The following is a 15,151-nucleotide window of genomic DNA, read 5'->3' as shown; positions in this document are numbered from 1 at the left end:
ACAATTTCGGTGAAAAAGCCCCATAAGCATAATGGGGCCAGTTTAGCATGGCAACGGTTGTTATTGCACGGGTACAGGAGGTGCTGTATTAGTTCCTGAACCGCTATTGCTTGGGAAACGTTTTTTGAGTTGCTCGACTATGCTGTCGGCACCCTGAACTCCGGCATCGGCTGCCGACCCAAAGGATTTGTACAGCGCCAGCGCCACACTGTAGGCCTCGCTTCCTGTCAGCATTTTGGTGTCTTCAATACGCTCACAAAGCTGGTTGGCCAATCCCGAGATTTCATCCAGTTGCGTAAAAAGTGTTAAATCACTTTGCATATTCGCCACCGAAAGATAGGAAGGAACAAGCGTTGGATTGTTTACCGCCGCATTAATGGCATCTTCGGTAAACGCCTTGTTGCTGACATCAACAGTTATTAATGATTTTCTCTCATCGGCAGTTAAACCCACCAAAAAAGGAAGATTGGTTAGAATAGTTTGGAAAGCGGCTTTCACTGCCGTTACCTGTGCTGCCGTAGCAGTAGCGTTTACGCGATTGTTAAGCAAATTTGACATAAATAGTTTTTTATTGGTTATTGTAATAATAGATTACAAAATCAAAACTAAACTATTCTTACTTTTTAGCATAGTGTTTTTCTTTCATTATTTATGTATTTTGTTAAATATATAGGTAAAGTGCTATTGTGTTTATTTTAAGTTGTGGGTTTTTTATCACTGTAATAAGTGTAAAAGGTCAACTTAGGCTTAATTGGGTTTTCAAAGATTGCTTGACTGTTGGAACGACAACATTATGGAAGTAGATTGGCAAAGCCATTTTCGTAAGTATCGCGACAATGCATCTTACTATCAAAAAAAGGTATGGGGTAAACGGAACAGAAATTTAAAAGCTTATGCCTCGGAATGGTTGAAATTAAATGATGAAATCGTATCTTTAATGAAATAAAAACTATTAAATCAGACTGTAATGGAAGTAAGAATACAAACCCGCAACGAAGAACTAGCCAATGGAATCTCGCATATTCTAGGCGTGTTTTTTTGTTTATTTGCTATGCCATTTTTAATTGTAATAGCATACAGGAATCATAATTTAGTAACGGTTTTGTCTGTTTTTGCTTTTGGAATAGGAATGTTGTTGGTGTATTCCTTTTCGTCTTTGTATCACTTGACTCAAAAAGAGAAAACGAAACAGTTGCTTAAAATTGCAGATCATATCAGTATTTACTATCTAATTGCTGGAACTTATTCGCCTTTGATGGTTATTTATTTGAATAGAGAAAATGCTCTGCTTTTTTTAGGAATAATGTGGTCTATTGTATTGTTGGGGACTTTTTTTAAGGTTTTTTATGTTGACCGATTTAAGTTTGTTTCTGTTTTATTGTATTTGTTGATGGGTTGGATGATTGTTTTTGTCATAAAACCATTGTGGGGAGTGATTCCTATGTCTGTGTTTTTATGGATTCTCGCTGGTGGTCTAAGTTATACCCTTGGTGTTTATTTTTACGTAAAAGGGCATAAAAATTATTTTCACGTCATTTGGCATTTATTCGTGCTTTTAGGTACAGTATTTCATTATGTGGCTATTCTTGAAAGCTTATGAGAGTTGCTGATTTTGTAAAATAACATTTATGCTTGAAATGAAAATAATTATAACATTTTTTAAAATTTTAGCAATCATTTAACTTCCCAATCTACTTAAAAACTTATATTTGTAAATCTCGAAAAAATAATAAATTTTGAGAAGAAAAGTACAGCAAAATTAATAATCCCCTGTCTTAAAATTGCATGTATTCTTAAAAATGGGGTGGAAATCAACCAAGCATGAAGTATTTTAGAGTAATTGTTTTAACATTTTTTTTAACCAGTATTAGTGTTTTTTCTCAAGATAATAGTTTAAAACACACCATAATAAAAGGAGAAACCATTTCGAGTATTGCAAAGAAATACAATGTTTCAATTGCTGCTATTTACAAATTAAATCCTAAAGCTAAAAAAACCTTACATCTCAATCAGGTTTTATTGATTCCAAATTCTGAATCTTCAAAAAACAATGAACTTACGAGTAAAGTTTCAGATAAATCTACTGAAATAAATCACGAAGTTTTGCCAAAAGAAACATTGTACGGAATTACAAAACAATTCAAAACAACTCCAGAATTGCTTTATAAAGCCAATCCAAAGTTGGAAACAGAAGGCTTGAAAATTGGTCAGACGATTGTTATTCCGTCAACTTTGTCCAAAAAAGAAATAGAAAGTTTGTCTAATATAAAGTCTGAAAGCGCCACGCAAAGTTCCATTGATATTAATGTACCTTTAGTGCATCAGGTCAAACCAAAAGAATCTTTGTATGTAATTGCAAGAGCATATGGTGTTTCATTAAAAGAATTGCAAAAAGCCAATCCTAAAATTGGAAAGAAAGGCATAAGTATTGGACAAGAAATAATGATTCCAAGTAATGGGAAAGTTATAGAAAATGTGGTTGTTACTAATGAAAATAATCTGGAAACAAAAGAAGCAACTAGTATTGAAAATAAAGAAATTGTTCCTGCCATTGCTGAAAGCGCAAATAAAGGAAAAGAGATTAATATAGATTCTGCAATTCAGACTTCTGAAATAGTTCATGAGGTTTTACCTAAAGAAACCAAATACGGAATTGCTAAGAAATACGGTATATCAGTAGCTGTATTGGAAAATCAAAATCCCGATATAAAATCAAAATTATTGGTTGGATCAAAGTTAAGTATTCAAGTTCCAAATGATACTTTACTTGCACCAAGTAAAGAAGAAATAACAATAAAAAATGATACAACCTCTTCCAGTGTTGCTTCAACGATTACTATAGCAAATGAAGATTTGATTAATCAATTGATAGAATCCGCATCAGATAAAATAGGAACAAGATATAGAAGTGGAGGTACCACAACTGCCGGTTTTGATTGTTCAGGATTTATGTGTTCTACATTTGGAGGTTTTGATATTAAATTACCCAGATCGTCTATTGAGCAATCGAGTTTTGGTGAAAAAATAGAAACGGAGAAGGTTCAAAAAGGAGATTTGATTTTCTTTAAAACCAATGGAAGAAGACATATTAACCATGTAGGAATGGTAATAGAAGTTGCTGATGATGAAATAAAATTCATTCACTCTTCTACACATGCTGGAGTGATTATTTCATCAACAAAAGAACCTTATTACCACCGAAATTTTGCGCAGGTGAATCGGGTTTTAAAGTAAAAAATCTATAAAAAATAATTATAAAAAAACTCTTAAGAAACCTTAAGGGTTTTTTTTATGTGCTATTTGGAATCTATTTTTTAAATGACATTTTGTTTAGTTTCTTAAAAAATGTTTGTGATTAGTCATTTTCAAAAAAAAGTATATCTTTAGCCAACCAAAAAAATAAACCTATAAAAATGGAAGAAAACAAACCAGGAGAATTTAAAAGAGAACTCGGATTACTAGACGGTACTATGCTTGTTGTAGGGTCAATGATTGGTTCAGGAATATTTATTGTAAGTGCTGATATTGCTCGACAGGTTGGGTCAGCAGGTTGGCTTATTTTAATATGGTTGATTTCAGGATTGATAACTATGATTGCCGCAGTAAGTTATGGGGAATTGAGTGCTATGTTTCCAAATGCAGGTGGACAATATGTTTATTTAAAAGAAGCCTATAATAAACTAATTGCCTTTTTATACGGTTGGAGTTTCTTTGCCGTAATTCAAACTGGGACAATTGCAGCTGTTGGTGTTGGATTTTCTAAGTTTGCCGCCTATTTGTATTCCCCTTTGAGTGATGAAAATATATTATATGAATTGGGTTCGTTTAAATTGAATGCCGCCCAAATTGTTTCTATAATAACTATAGTGTTGTTGACCTACATCAATAGTCGCGGGGTGAAGAATAGTAAAATTATGCAAACGGTTTTGACTATAATTAAAATTTTATCACTTTTTGGATTGATCGTTTTTGGGTTTGTTTTGGCAGCGAAAGCTGATATTTGGAATGCTAACTGGTCTAATGCCTGGAGTTCAAGAGCTTTTGATACTGAAAGTGGTTCTTGGATGCCCATAGGCGGAACTGCTTTATTAACAGGGATTTCTGCAGCAATGGTGGGCTCTTTATTTTCAAGTGATGCTTGGGTTGGAGTAACTTTTATAGCTGGAGAAATTAAAAATCCAAAACGTAATGTTGGGTTGAGTCTTTTTCTAGGAACATTAATTGTGACCATAATTTATATCTTAACAAACTTGATGTATTTGGCTGTTATTCCTTTTCAAGAAATTGCCACCGCAAAGTCAGATCGTGTTGCAGTTGTAGCTTCGCAATATACTTTTGGTGATATGGGAACGATTATCATTGCATTGATGATTATGATATCGACTTTTGCCTGTAACAATGGCTTGATTATGGCAGGAGCGAGAGTGTATTATACGATGGCAAAAGACGGACTCTTTTTGAAGAAAGCGGGTGAGATTAACAAAGCGGGTGTGCCAGCATGGGCTTTGTGGGTTCAATGTGTTTGGGCTTCGGCTTTGTGTTTGACAGGAAAGTACGGTGATTTGTTAGATTTTGTGATCATCATCGTTTTAATTTTTTACATCCTTACTATTTATGGAATTTTTATTCTTAGAAAGAAAATGCCGGATGTAGAAAGACCTTACAAAGCTTTTGGTTATCCCTTTTTACCTCTTGTTTATATTATTGTAGCCATTGCCATTTGTGTTGGATTATTGCTTACCAAGTTTTCAACTTGCGGTTGGGGAGTATTGATAATGCTAACTGGGATTCCTGTTTATTATCTATCAAAACCTAAGGAAGAGTAATTGTCGGTTATTGGTTGTCTGATTTTGTTTAGATTTCTGAATAGAATGGTGTTGTTTTTATAAATAATATACGTTTTCTTGAGGATGTAACGAAGTTTTCCATTATTGATTATTTGAGAATTAAATGTAAATTTGTAATAGTTTATAAAATAATACCAATGGGAACTGTTATTACTAATATCGGAAGTCTTGATTTAAAAAGGAGGTACACTTATGCCGATTATTTACTTTGGGAATTTAAAGAAAGAGTTGAGCTTATAAAAGGAAAAGTTTTCAAAATGAGCCCAGCTCCAAGTACTTCGCATCAAAATATTTTGATGAATTTGACTAGAGCCTTAGATAAAGTTTTCTACAAAACTGATTGTAAAATGTTTTTTGCGCCTTTTGATGTTCGTCTTGTGGATTTTAAAAAGAGTACTGACGATAATCAAGTAATTACTGTAGTTCAACCGGATTTATGTGTTATTTGCGACAAATCAAAAGTAGATGAAAAGGGATGTTTAGGCTCTCCGGATTTAATGATTGAGGTTTTGTCTCCTGGGAATTCTAAAAAGGAAATAGATATAAAATTTGACTTGTATGAAGAAAATGGAGTTAAGGAATATTGGATTGTAAATCCAGTTTCTAAAAGCGTAGCTATTTATGTCTTGCAAGGTGATAAATACATTGGTTTAAAACCACTTATTGAGGGAAGTAAATTAGAAAGCCCTACTTTTCCTAATTTGAAATTTCCAGTAAAAAAAGTGTTTGAAGTTTTATAATTTTTTTTTAATGAATAACTAGTTTTAGTTTTTTAAGGTTTAACAAAGAAAACCGTCTCATGAATCGAGACGGTTTTCTTTTTTTTATAAAAACAGAAAACCCGACAAGTATATACAAGTCGGGTTTTTCTAGTGTAGTAAGCACTTATTTAATATTAGCAAACGGTGTTTTCTAATACTAACTCTTCATTTAAAGGAAGGTTCCAAGCATCGGCAACTCCTTTGTAAAGGATTTTTCCGTTGGCTATGTTTAAACCTTTTTTTAATTCTTCGTTTTCAGCACACGCTTTTTGCCATCCTTTGTTTGCCAATTGCACAGCATAAGGTAGGGTAGCGTTTGTAAGTGCCAATGTAGAAGTATATGGAACTGCACCTGGCATGTTAGCCACGCAATAATGCACTATATCATCAATGATAAAAGTTGGGTCTTCGTGAGTTGTAGGCGTACAAGTTTCGATACAACCTCCTTGGTCTACTGCAACGTCAACAAGGACAGTTCCTGGACGCATTAATTTTAGCATATCACGAGTAATCAAGTGAGGTGCTTTTGCTCCTGGGATTAATACAGCACCAATAATTAAATCAGTATCTAAAATTGCTTTTCTAATGTTATAGTTGTTAGACATTTGAGTCATAACATTGGCAGGCATAATATCATCTAACTGACGTAAACGTGGCAAACTTACATCCATGATAGTAACTTGAGCACCTAAACCAGCAGCCATTTTTGCTGCTTGAGTTCCTACGATTCCACCACCAAGTACTAACACTTTAGCAGGAGGAACACCTGGAACACCACCTAGAAGAATTCCTCTTCCTTTTAATGGTTTTTCTAAGTATTTTGCACCTTCTTGAATAGACATACGGCCTGCTACCTCAGACATTGGAACTAATAATGGTAAGCTACGGTCTGTTTTTTCAACAGTTTCGTATGCCAAACAAATTGCTTGACGCTCAATCATAGCATGTGTTAAAGGCTCTGATGAGGCAAAGTGAAAGTAGGTGAAAAGTAATTGATCTTTTTTAATAAGAGGATATTCTGAAGCGATTGGCTCTTTTACTTTAATGATCATTTCTGCAATGCTGTATACCTCTTCAATAGTAGGTAAGATTACTGCACCCGCAGCAGCGTATTCTTCATCTGCAAAACCGCTTCCTTCACCTGCAGTTGCTTGAACATAAACACTATGGCCGTTATTTTTCATCTCAGCAACACCTGCTGGAGTTAGAGCAACACGATTTTCGTTATTCTTAATTTCTTTTGGTACACCGATTATCATAACAGTTGTATTAAGTGGTTGATTCAAAATTGAAATACAAATTTAGGGGATAAAGAAAAATTTTATTCATTGTAATTTAAAATAAGAAAATATTATTTTTATTTAGTAATTTTGCATGAAATAATTCTTTTTTTCTTTCTTTTATTAATTCTAAAAAGAAAATTTATCGGATTGTTTTGTTATAAATTAATTTCCATATCACTCTTTTTGTTATGATTTTAGACGAAACCGACAGAAAAATATTGCGTCTCCTGCAGGAGGATGCTCACTTGACATTAAAAGACATTTCGAATCGAATAAATCTGTCGTTAACTCCTGTTCATGATCGGGTAAAACGTCTTGAAAAAGAGGGTATTATCGAAAGATATGTTTCTATTTTGAATAAGAAAAAACTCGGAAAAAATCTGACGGTTTATTGTCAAGTTACCTTGGTAAAACAAACTTTTGATATTTCGGATAGTTTCAATCAGGCGATATTGAATTTGCCAGAAGTGGTGGAATGTAATTTTGTATCGGGAAGTTTTGATTATATGCTAAAAATTGTATTACCGGATATGGAAAGTTATCATCATTTTCATCAAATGAAATTATCTATTTTGCCCGAAGTGTCTTTGATAAACAGTTTTTTTATTATCTCCGAAGTAAAGAGTACGACGGTTTTGCCAATTTAAAACAATTTTTATTTTTTAATTAAGTTGAAACCATTGGCTGTAGTTGGATTTTAGAATGTTTTTTTTTTTTTTTTTGAATGATGACAAAAAAATAAAATGGTTTCTTTTAGCCCCGATAGAAGTGAAAATCCTTTGTGGGCTGGGGTTCAGCACACAAAGATTGTAACGGATAGCGGGACGATATTACCTAATATGCCTAATGTGTCTGCTCCAGATAATAGTAATCATGTTCAGATTATTTAAAATAAAAAATCCGCCTTGTTTTAGAACTTGGCGGATTTTTATTCAATTCAGGTTGGATGAATTCGTCATCTGAAAAACTAATAGTAAACTTAAAAAGTTATTCCAACCTGTAAATTATTGGCTAGTAATACGTAAAACGTCTTACTTTGGCAATGTATTTGGCTAAGCGAATAACTTGATGACTGTAGCCGTATTCGTTATCATACCATATATAAAGGACTATGTTTTTCCCGTCTTTTGAAACGATGGTGGCATTGCTGTCGTAAATCGATGGTGCCGAAGTTCCTACGATGTCAGAGGAAACCAATTCGTTATTCAAAGAGTATTTGATTTGTTCTACAAGTTCACCTTCAAGGGCATATTTTTTCATAATAGCATTAATATCATCAATCGAAGTTTGTTTTTTTACTTCAAGATTCAATACTACTAATGAGCCATTTGGTACTGGAACACGGATGGCATTTGAAGTTAATTTTCCTTCTAATGATGGTAATGCTTTGGCAACTGCAGTACCCGCACCAGTCTCTGTAATAACCATGTTGAGTGCAGCGGCTCTACCACGGCGGTATTTATTGTGCATGTTATCGACCAAATTTTGATCGTTTGTGTAGGCATGAATCGTTTCTAAGTGACCTTTTACTACTCCCAAAGTATCTTCAATCGCTTTTAGGATTGGAGTAATGGCATTGGTAGTACAAGATGCGGCGGAGAAAATGTCGATTTCGTCTGGATTATAGTCATTCTGATTGACTCCATGAACAATATTTGGTACGCCTTTACCAGGTGCGGTTAGTAAAACTTTGTCTACACCTTTTGAGATTAAATGGCGACTCAAAGCTTCTTTGGTAGTGAAAGCGCCTGTGTTGTCGATCACTAGTGCATTGTCAATTCCGTATTTGGTATAGTCAATTTCTTCGGGAGTGTTGGCTGTAATGATATGAACGGTTGTTCCATTTATAATTAGAGCATTGTTTTTTGCATCTGCAATAACAGATCCTTGAAAATCTCCGTGAATGGAATCGTATCGTAACAAAGAAGCTCTTTTCTCTAAACTAGTAGCGTCATTCTTGTCTCTTGTAACGATGGCTCTTAAACGCATTTGTTCCCCTTTGCCCATTTTTGACATTAATTCTCTAGCTAATAAACGTCCGATACGACCAAAGCCATATAATACTACATCTTTGGGTTGTATTTCTTCTGAAAATTTAGCTTCTTTCAATTTGTCTAAGACAAAATGTCTGGCATCTGGATATTTTTCGTCTTCTAAACGGTATTCATAGGTAAGTTTACCGATGTCTAATTTTGAAGGAGGTAAGTCTAATGAAAGAATAACATTGGCTATTTCTACTGAATCCGAAACTGAAATGGGTTTGCCTACAAATTTACCTGCATATTCATGTAAGTTGATGATTTCGCTTACGTTTCGATCAATTAATTGGTTGCGAAACAAAACCAATTCGATTGATTTATCATACCATAAATCACTAATTGTTTTGATTAACTCTACTCCTGAACGTCTTCTTTCGGCTTGAAACGAAACCTCTTTTTCGTATAAATCCATGTTATTCATCTTGAAAATTTGAAATGTAATTTAGTGCAATTTTTTTAAATTTGGTGCAAAAGTACTTATTTCAATCGATTTCGTAACTTTTTTTACGTTTTTTTTAGAATAAAAAAAGTCGGCTCACAATTGCAAGCCGACTTTGGATTTATAGATTTAACAATTTAGATAATGATTCGGATGACTTCACCATTTTTGTTTATCATTTCGATACGGGTACTTTGTTTTTCGTCTTTATTATTCAAAAGTTTAGAAACTGCTTCCACGTTTGTTGCTTTGACGTTATCAATGCTTAAGATGATATTTCCAGTTAATTCATCGCTGTATTTTGCCAAATTTTCATTGTTTATTGATTTGATTTTTACACCATAATCTATTTTGAATTTCTTTTTGTCCGCAACATCAATGTTTTCTATTTCGATTCCTTTGAATTCACTATTGAAATTTTCAGTTTTGCTTAAAACGACTGGAACAACTAAATTTTTTCCGTCTCGAATAATAGTTACTTGAACTTTATCGTTTGGTCTTTTGGTATTTACATAACCCGAAAGGTCCGCAAATGTGGCAATATCTTGATTGTCTAATTTGATGATAATATCTCCTTTTTGCAATTTAGCCTTCTCAGCTCCAGAGTTTTTACTTACTTTATTAATGTAAAAGCCTTGTGTTTGAGAAACACCCAATTCTTTGGATGCAGTACCATTTAATTCACCTCCTTCAACACCTAGAATACCCCTTTGTACATTTCCAAACTCCATAATGTCTTCAATTATTTTGCGGGCATTATTAGAAGGAACAGCAAAAGAATATCCAACATAAGAACCTGTCATTGACGAAATCATCGTATTGATTCCAATTAATTCGCCTCGAATATTTACAAGAGCTCCTCCACTGTTTCCAGGGTTTACGGCAGCGTCAGTTTGTATAAAGGATTGAATTCCTTTAGTATCCAGATTTCTAGCTTTGGCCGACACAATTCCAGCTGTAACAGTCGATGTCAAGTTGTATGGATTCCCTACAGCGAGTACCCATTCGCCTACTTTAACCGAATCGGAATTAGCAAAAGTGGAATACGGTAATTTTTCATCGGCATCGATTTTTAACAAAGCAATATCCATTTTAGAATCGGTTCCTATTAGTTTTGCTTTATATGATTTTTTGTTATTTAATGTTATTTCGATATCCTTCGCCTCTTTTACGACATGATTATTGGTAACAATATAACCATCTTCTGAAATTATAACTCCTGATCCAGTTCCTACTTGTTCTTGTTGTTGCTGTCCTCCGTATCCATAAAAATATTCCATTATAGGATTGGAAATGGTTCGTACCGATACGTTTTTTACGTGTACTACAGTATGAATGGTTTTGTCTGCTGCAACCGTAAAATCGATATTTTCTGCACCCAAACTAGTTTGTCTTGCATAAGATTCAGGGGCAAGTGTTGTAATTCCGTTTTTGTTGGACGAAAAATAGCCATTGTTGTCAAATAATAATTTGTAGGCACCAAGTGTAGTTGCGCCACTCAACAAGGAAACCAAGAATAATTTTGAAATTTGTTTCATAGCAATAAAGTTTTTATTAGTTATTTGATTACGAATTTAGAGGATTTTTTTTTTCGCGCAATATGCTTTAACGCTCTTTAACAATGATTAACAATTCATTAATAGTTTGTATTTTTGTATCACTAAAATGAAAATAAAAATGCAATTAGAATTTTATAAATATCAAGGGGCTGGAAATGATTTTGTTATGGTTGACAATCGTTCTGGTTTTTTTCCTAAAGAGAATACACAATTGATTGAACATCTTTGTGACAGACGTTTCGGTATTGGTGGAGACGGACTTATTTTACTAGAAAATGATACAAATACTGATTTCAAAATGGTGTATTACAACTCCGATGGAAATCAAAGTTCGATGTGTGGCAATGGAGGGCGATGTTTGGTGGCTTTTGCCAAAGATTTGAATGTGATTGAAAATGAAACTACTTTCATTGCAACGGATGGTTTGCATCACGCATCTTTTGAAGATAATGGATTGGTTTCTTTGCAAATGATTGATGTTCCGGAAATCGATATTAAGAAGGATTATTCTTTTTTGAATACGGGTTCTCCACATCATGTGCAAATGGTGGAAGATTTGGAACACTACAATGTAAAAGAAAATGGTTCGGCTATCCGCTATGGTGAATTGTATGGAGCTGCGGGAAGTAATATCAATTTTGTAAAAAAAATAGACGATACCACTTTTAGACTTCGGACCTATGAAAGAGGAGTGGAGGACGAAACTTTGGCTTGCGGAACAGGAGCTACAGCAGTCGCTATCGCAATGAATGCAACTGGACAAACCAACGCTACAAGTATTAATGTAAATGTTGAAGGCGGAAAATTAGTCGTTTCTTTTGATAAAACTCCAAATGGTTTTGCAAATGTTTTCTTGAAAGGTCCTGCTGAATTTGTGTTTAAAGGAACTATAGAGATCTAATTACGAATTATCAATTATGAATTACGAAATTTGTAATTCATAATTTGTCATTTCAAATCCAAAATTATTTATATAAATGAAGTCAGACAATGTAGTTCAAAATAAAAGTTATGATTTCGCTTTGAGGATTGTTAAAGTTTATAGATACTTAAGTCAAGAGAAAAAAGAATTTGTTTTGTCGAAACAGTTGTTAAGAAGTGGAACTTCTGTTGGAGCTAATATTGAAGAAGCAATAGGAGGTCAATCAAAAGCTGATTTTTTTGCGAAATTAACAATTGCTTATAAAGAGGCTAGAGAGTCAAAATATTGGATAAGACTTTTGAGAGATTCGGATTATTTAACAATAGAACAGTCAGATGATTTATTAAAGGATGTAGAAGATATTTTAAAAATAATAGGTTCTATTCAAAAATCAATTCGTAATTCATAATTTCAAATTCGTAATTCTAATATGAGGACATTAAAAGGCGATAACATATACATTCGAGCACTTGAACCCAATGATTTGGAGTTTATTTATGCCATAGAAAATGACCAAAGTATTTGGGAAGTGAGTAATACGCATACACCCTACAGTCGTTTTTTGGTGAAGCAATATTTAGAAAATGCCCATCAGGATATTTATGAAGCCAAGCAATTGCGATTGGCTATTTGTCAAGATGAAGATTTTCCAGCTTTAGGATTAATTGATTTATTTGATTTTGATCCAAAGAACAATAGAGCTGGTGTGGGGATTGTAATTCAAGGAAAACAGAACAGAAATCAAAACATTGGATCCGAGGCATTGGACTTATTGATTCAGTATGCTTTTTACAATCTTAATTTACATCAATTATATGCAAATATCGGAACCGAAAACACCGCTAGTATCGCTCTTTTTACTAAATTTGGTTTCCAAAAAATAGGTGTAAAAAAAGATTGGACTTTTGTCAATGGAGTTTACAAAGACGAAGCTATTTTTCAATTAATTAATAATCATGCGAGCGACAGCGAACTGGCGCAGTAATTTTAAATTTTTATATTTTGAATCTAAAAAAAATAGTATCATTAGTATCTGTAGCATTAATTTCAGTATTAATTATTTACGGATTTGTTTTGATGTATCAAATTTTTAGTGGTAACACAAAATTTGAAGAGAAAGAGTTGTACGTTTATATACCAACAGGATCCAATTATGAGGATGTAAAAAAAATAATTGCTCCTTATGTTGAAGATATGGGACGTTTTGAAATGGTAGCCGGAAAAACAAGTTATCCAGAAAACGTAAAACCAGGACGTTTTTTGTTCAAAAAAGGAATGAATAGCTATGATTTGGTTAAAACGATGCGGATTAACGATGCAGTAAGTTTGGCTTTTAACAATCAAGAGCGTTTGGAAAATTTTGCTGGTCGTGTAGGTTCTCAAATTGAGCCTGATAGTTTAGCGTTATTGAATACGTTTAAGGATACTGTTTTTTTGAAAGAAAATGGATTTACTGAAGAGAATGTTCTGGTAATGTTTATCCCAAATACCTATGATATTTATTGGAATACTTCGGCGGAGAAGTTTCGAGATAAAATGATTAAAGAGTATCATAAGTTTTGGAATAAAGAAAGAACGGCAAAAGCTGCTGCTCAAGGTCTAACGCCAATTCAAGCCACAATTTTGGCTTCTATAGTGCATAAAGAATCCGTAAAAAAAGACGAAAGACCGAGAATTGCAGGTGTTTATCTGAATCGAATGAGATTAGAAATGCCATTGCAAGCCGATCCGACCGTTATTTTTGCAATGAAAAAGAAATCGAATGATTTTAATCAAGTGATTAAGAGGGTTTTTTATAATGATTTAATTATGAAGCATCCTTATAATACCTATGTGAATATTGGTTTACCGCCAGGGCCAATAGCAATGCCTGATATCACGGCCCTGGAAGCAGTTTTAAATCCAGAAAAAAACAATTACATTTATTTTTGCGCTAGTGTTGATCGTTTTGGGTACCATGAATTTGCTGCTACTTTGCCAGAACATAATGTAAATGCCAAAAAATATTCCGATTGGATTAATAGTCAAGGGGTACAACGTTAGGTTTTTATAGCCATAAAAAGTATTTAAAAAAGGCTTCGAAATTGTTTTAAGGATAATTTTGAAGCCTTTTTTTTATTGAATTTATACAAAAAGGTTACTCTGAAAATGTGATTGCATAAGGATTGGAAATCGCATCTCCCGATTTAGAAAAACAGGGCTTTTTGTCGAAAATTTTGTTAATCGGGAATATAATGGACAGCCCTCCCGATAGCTATCGGGACTAAGGGATATGCCCTTGAAAAAAGACCTACCCATTTATTTATTCATTGAATTTTATATCAAACGATATCGTATTTTCAGAGATTTTGTAATCATTGCAGTGTTATTTTGCTTTTTCAAGACGTTTTTGCATTTTTTAAGTAAGATAAAGATTATGAAATATGGACTGATTTTTGTCGTTTTTTTATTTTCTGGTATTTTTTTTAAAAACTAGAAACCCCGTAATACTAGTTACTTACGAATGTTAATTTTGAAAAGTTGATAAGTTTAAAGTCTTGATTTTCAGCTTTATTTTTTAAGTCGTATCTTTGCGCATAGAAATTTCTTAACGGGACAGCGTTTTGAAGAAAACTAAATTATGATAAAAAAATGGTATTTTTACACAAGTTTGATTGTTGTAGTAGCTTTTTTAAGCTCTGGTTTTAAACCCTCCAAATTAGAAACTACCCCATGGTTTTTAATAGATGAAACAGATGATACATCCTACTTACTACCATCATTAAATGTGAACGATTATACCAATTCTGAGATTCCCTATACTGGAAACTTTTTTATTGGTTATAAAGAAGCAATCGGCTTCAAAGAGTCACAAGGAAAATACAAAAAAATTAATTCTCTTGGTTATTTAGGAAAATACCAATTTGGTATTGAAACTTTAAAATCTATTGGTGTTCACAATAGTAATGCTTTCCTAAATAGTCCAAAAATGCAAGAAAAAGCTTTTATTGCTCTTTTATCCAAAAACAAATGGGAATTGAGAAAAGTAATTGAGAAGTATGAAGGGACTGTGTTAAACGGTACTCATATTACTGAATCAGGTATTTTGGCAGCTGCACACCTTGCTGGTGTTGGATCTGTTAAAAAGTACTTCCGCTATGAAGGCAAGCGTTATTTTAAAGATGCTTATGGTACTTCTTTGAGGAGTTATTTGAAACGTTTTGGAGGTTATGATACTTCTTTTATCGTTCCTGATAGTAGTGCTAGAGTATTATAGTCTTTGTATATTCTAAAAAGGTAAATGAAAAAGCGTCCATTTGAT

The 15,151-nt window shown here is 33.4% G+C and carries 15 protein-coding genes; 11 read left to right on the top strand and 4 right to left on the bottom strand.

The genetic code is table 11. From position 1 onward, the window contains the following. Nucleotides 1–60: 60 nt before the first annotated feature. The gene (locus OYT91_RS09115) at nucleotides 61–558 is read right to left on the bottom strand and encodes a hypothetical protein (RefSeq protein ID WP_269222058.1); all 498 of its coding nucleotides are present in this window, start codon (nucleotides 556–558) and stop codon (nucleotides 61–63) included. A gap of 409 nt (nucleotides 559–967) precedes the next feature. Between OYT91_RS09115 and trhA the strand changes: the two genes are divergently transcribed. The 4 genes from trhA to OYT91_RS09095 all read left to right on the top strand — a co-directional run bounded on the left by trhA (nucleotide 968) and on the right by OYT91_RS09095 (nucleotide 5,587). Beyond that, a complete protein-coding gene (gene trhA / locus OYT91_RS09110) occupies nucleotides 968–1,600 on the top strand; it encodes a PAQR family membrane homeostasis protein TrhA (RefSeq protein WP_281237709.1) in 633 nt (210 codons plus the stop codon). 221 nt (nucleotides 1,601–1,821) lie between these two features. Continuing rightward, on the top strand, nucleotides 1,822–3,234 hold the full coding sequence (locus OYT91_RS09105; protein ID WP_281237708.1) for a C40 family peptidase: 1,413 nt from the start codon (nucleotides 1,822–1,824) through the stop codon (nucleotides 3,232–3,234). A 179-nt stretch (nucleotides 3,235–3,413) separates the two neighbouring features. After that, the gene (locus OYT91_RS09100; RefSeq protein WP_281237707.1) at nucleotides 3,414–4,826 is read left to right on the top strand and encodes an APC family permease; all 1,413 of its coding nucleotides are present in this window, start codon (nucleotides 3,414–3,416) and stop codon (nucleotides 4,824–4,826) included. Between the two features lie 158 nt (nucleotides 4,827–4,984). Then, nucleotides 4,985–5,587, top strand: a complete 603-nt coding sequence (locus tag OYT91_RS09095) for a Uma2 family endonuclease (protein ID WP_269222063.1) — start codon at nucleotides 4,985–4,987, stop codon at nucleotides 5,585–5,587. A gap of 155 nt (nucleotides 5,588–5,742) precedes the next feature. Here the strand turns inward: OYT91_RS09095 and ald are convergent, their stop codons facing one another. Then, entirely contained in the window at nucleotides 5,743–6,867 is a 1,125-nt protein-coding gene (gene ald / locus OYT91_RS09090) for an alanine dehydrogenase (RefSeq protein ID WP_269222064.1), read from the bottom strand. 212 nt (nucleotides 6,868–7,079) lie between these two features. Here ald and OYT91_RS09085 point away from each other — a divergent pair, with 212 nt between their 5' ends. Both OYT91_RS09085 and OYT91_RS09080 read left to right on the top strand, forming a co-directional pair. Next, the gene (locus tag OYT91_RS09085; protein WP_269222065.1) at nucleotides 7,080–7,538 is read left to right on the top strand and encodes an Lrp/AsnC family transcriptional regulator; all 459 of its coding nucleotides are present in this window, start codon (nucleotides 7,080–7,082) and stop codon (nucleotides 7,536–7,538) included. 96 nt (nucleotides 7,539–7,634) lie between these two features. Continuing rightward, nucleotides 7,635–7,781 (top strand): hypothetical protein, encoded by a 147-nt coding sequence (locus tag OYT91_RS09080; RefSeq protein WP_269222066.1) that lies wholly within the window; start codon nucleotides 7,635–7,637, stop codon nucleotides 7,779–7,781. Nucleotides 7,782–7,902: 121 nt separating this feature from the next. On the opposite strand, the gene OYT91_RS09075 is transcribed toward OYT91_RS09080, so the two are convergent. Together OYT91_RS09075 and OYT91_RS09070 are read right to left on the bottom strand one after the other, a co-directional pair. Then, complete coding sequence (locus OYT91_RS09075; protein WP_281237706.1) at nucleotides 7,903–9,351, bottom strand: glyceraldehyde-3-phosphate dehydrogenase; 1,449 nt, start codon at nucleotides 9,349–9,351, stop codon at nucleotides 7,903–7,905. Between the two features lie 155 nt (nucleotides 9,352–9,506). Then, nucleotides 9,507–10,907: a trypsin-like peptidase domain-containing protein gene (locus OYT91_RS09070; RefSeq protein ID WP_281237705.1), complete on the bottom strand. Its 1,401-nt coding sequence runs from the start codon at nucleotides 10,905–10,907 to the stop codon at nucleotides 9,507–9,509. A 139-nt stretch (nucleotides 10,908–11,046) separates the two neighbouring features. Between OYT91_RS09070 and dapF the strand changes: the two genes are divergently transcribed. From dapF to OYT91_RS09045, 5 genes are all read left to right on the top strand, one after another. Next, entirely contained in the window at nucleotides 11,047–11,829 is a 783-nt protein-coding gene (dapF, locus tag OYT91_RS09065; protein ID WP_281237704.1) for a diaminopimelate epimerase, read from the top strand. A gap of 76 nt (nucleotides 11,830–11,905) precedes the next feature. Further along, a complete protein-coding gene (locus OYT91_RS09060) occupies nucleotides 11,906–12,259 on the top strand; it encodes a four helix bundle protein (RefSeq protein WP_281237703.1) in 354 nt (117 codons plus the stop codon). Nucleotides 12,260–12,280: 21 nt separating this feature from the next. Continuing rightward, the gene (locus OYT91_RS09055; RefSeq protein ID WP_281237702.1) at nucleotides 12,281–12,835 is read left to right on the top strand and encodes a GNAT family N-acetyltransferase; all 555 of its coding nucleotides are present in this window, start codon (nucleotides 12,281–12,283) and stop codon (nucleotides 12,833–12,835) included. 17 nt (nucleotides 12,836–12,852) lie between these two features. Then, nucleotides 12,853–13,893 (top strand): endolytic transglycosylase MltG, encoded by a 1,041-nt coding sequence (gene mltG, locus OYT91_RS09050; protein WP_281237701.1) that lies wholly within the window; start codon nucleotides 12,853–12,855, stop codon nucleotides 13,891–13,893. A gap of 577 nt (nucleotides 13,894–14,470) precedes the next feature. After that, a complete protein-coding gene (locus OYT91_RS09045) occupies nucleotides 14,471–15,106 on the top strand; it encodes a peptidoglycan-binding protein LysM (protein WP_269222070.1) in 636 nt (211 codons plus the stop codon). Nucleotides 15,107–15,151: the final 45 nt, after the last annotated feature.

It is taken from the genome of Flavobacterium praedii, from assembly GCF_026810365.1.
In the GTDB taxonomy this organism is placed as follows: domain Bacteria; phylum Bacteroidota; class Bacteroidia; order Flavobacteriales; family Flavobacteriaceae; genus Flavobacterium; species Flavobacterium praedii.
The sequence above is the reverse complement of the archived record's forward strand: the minus strand, read 5'-3'. Positions and strand labels throughout refer to the sequence as shown.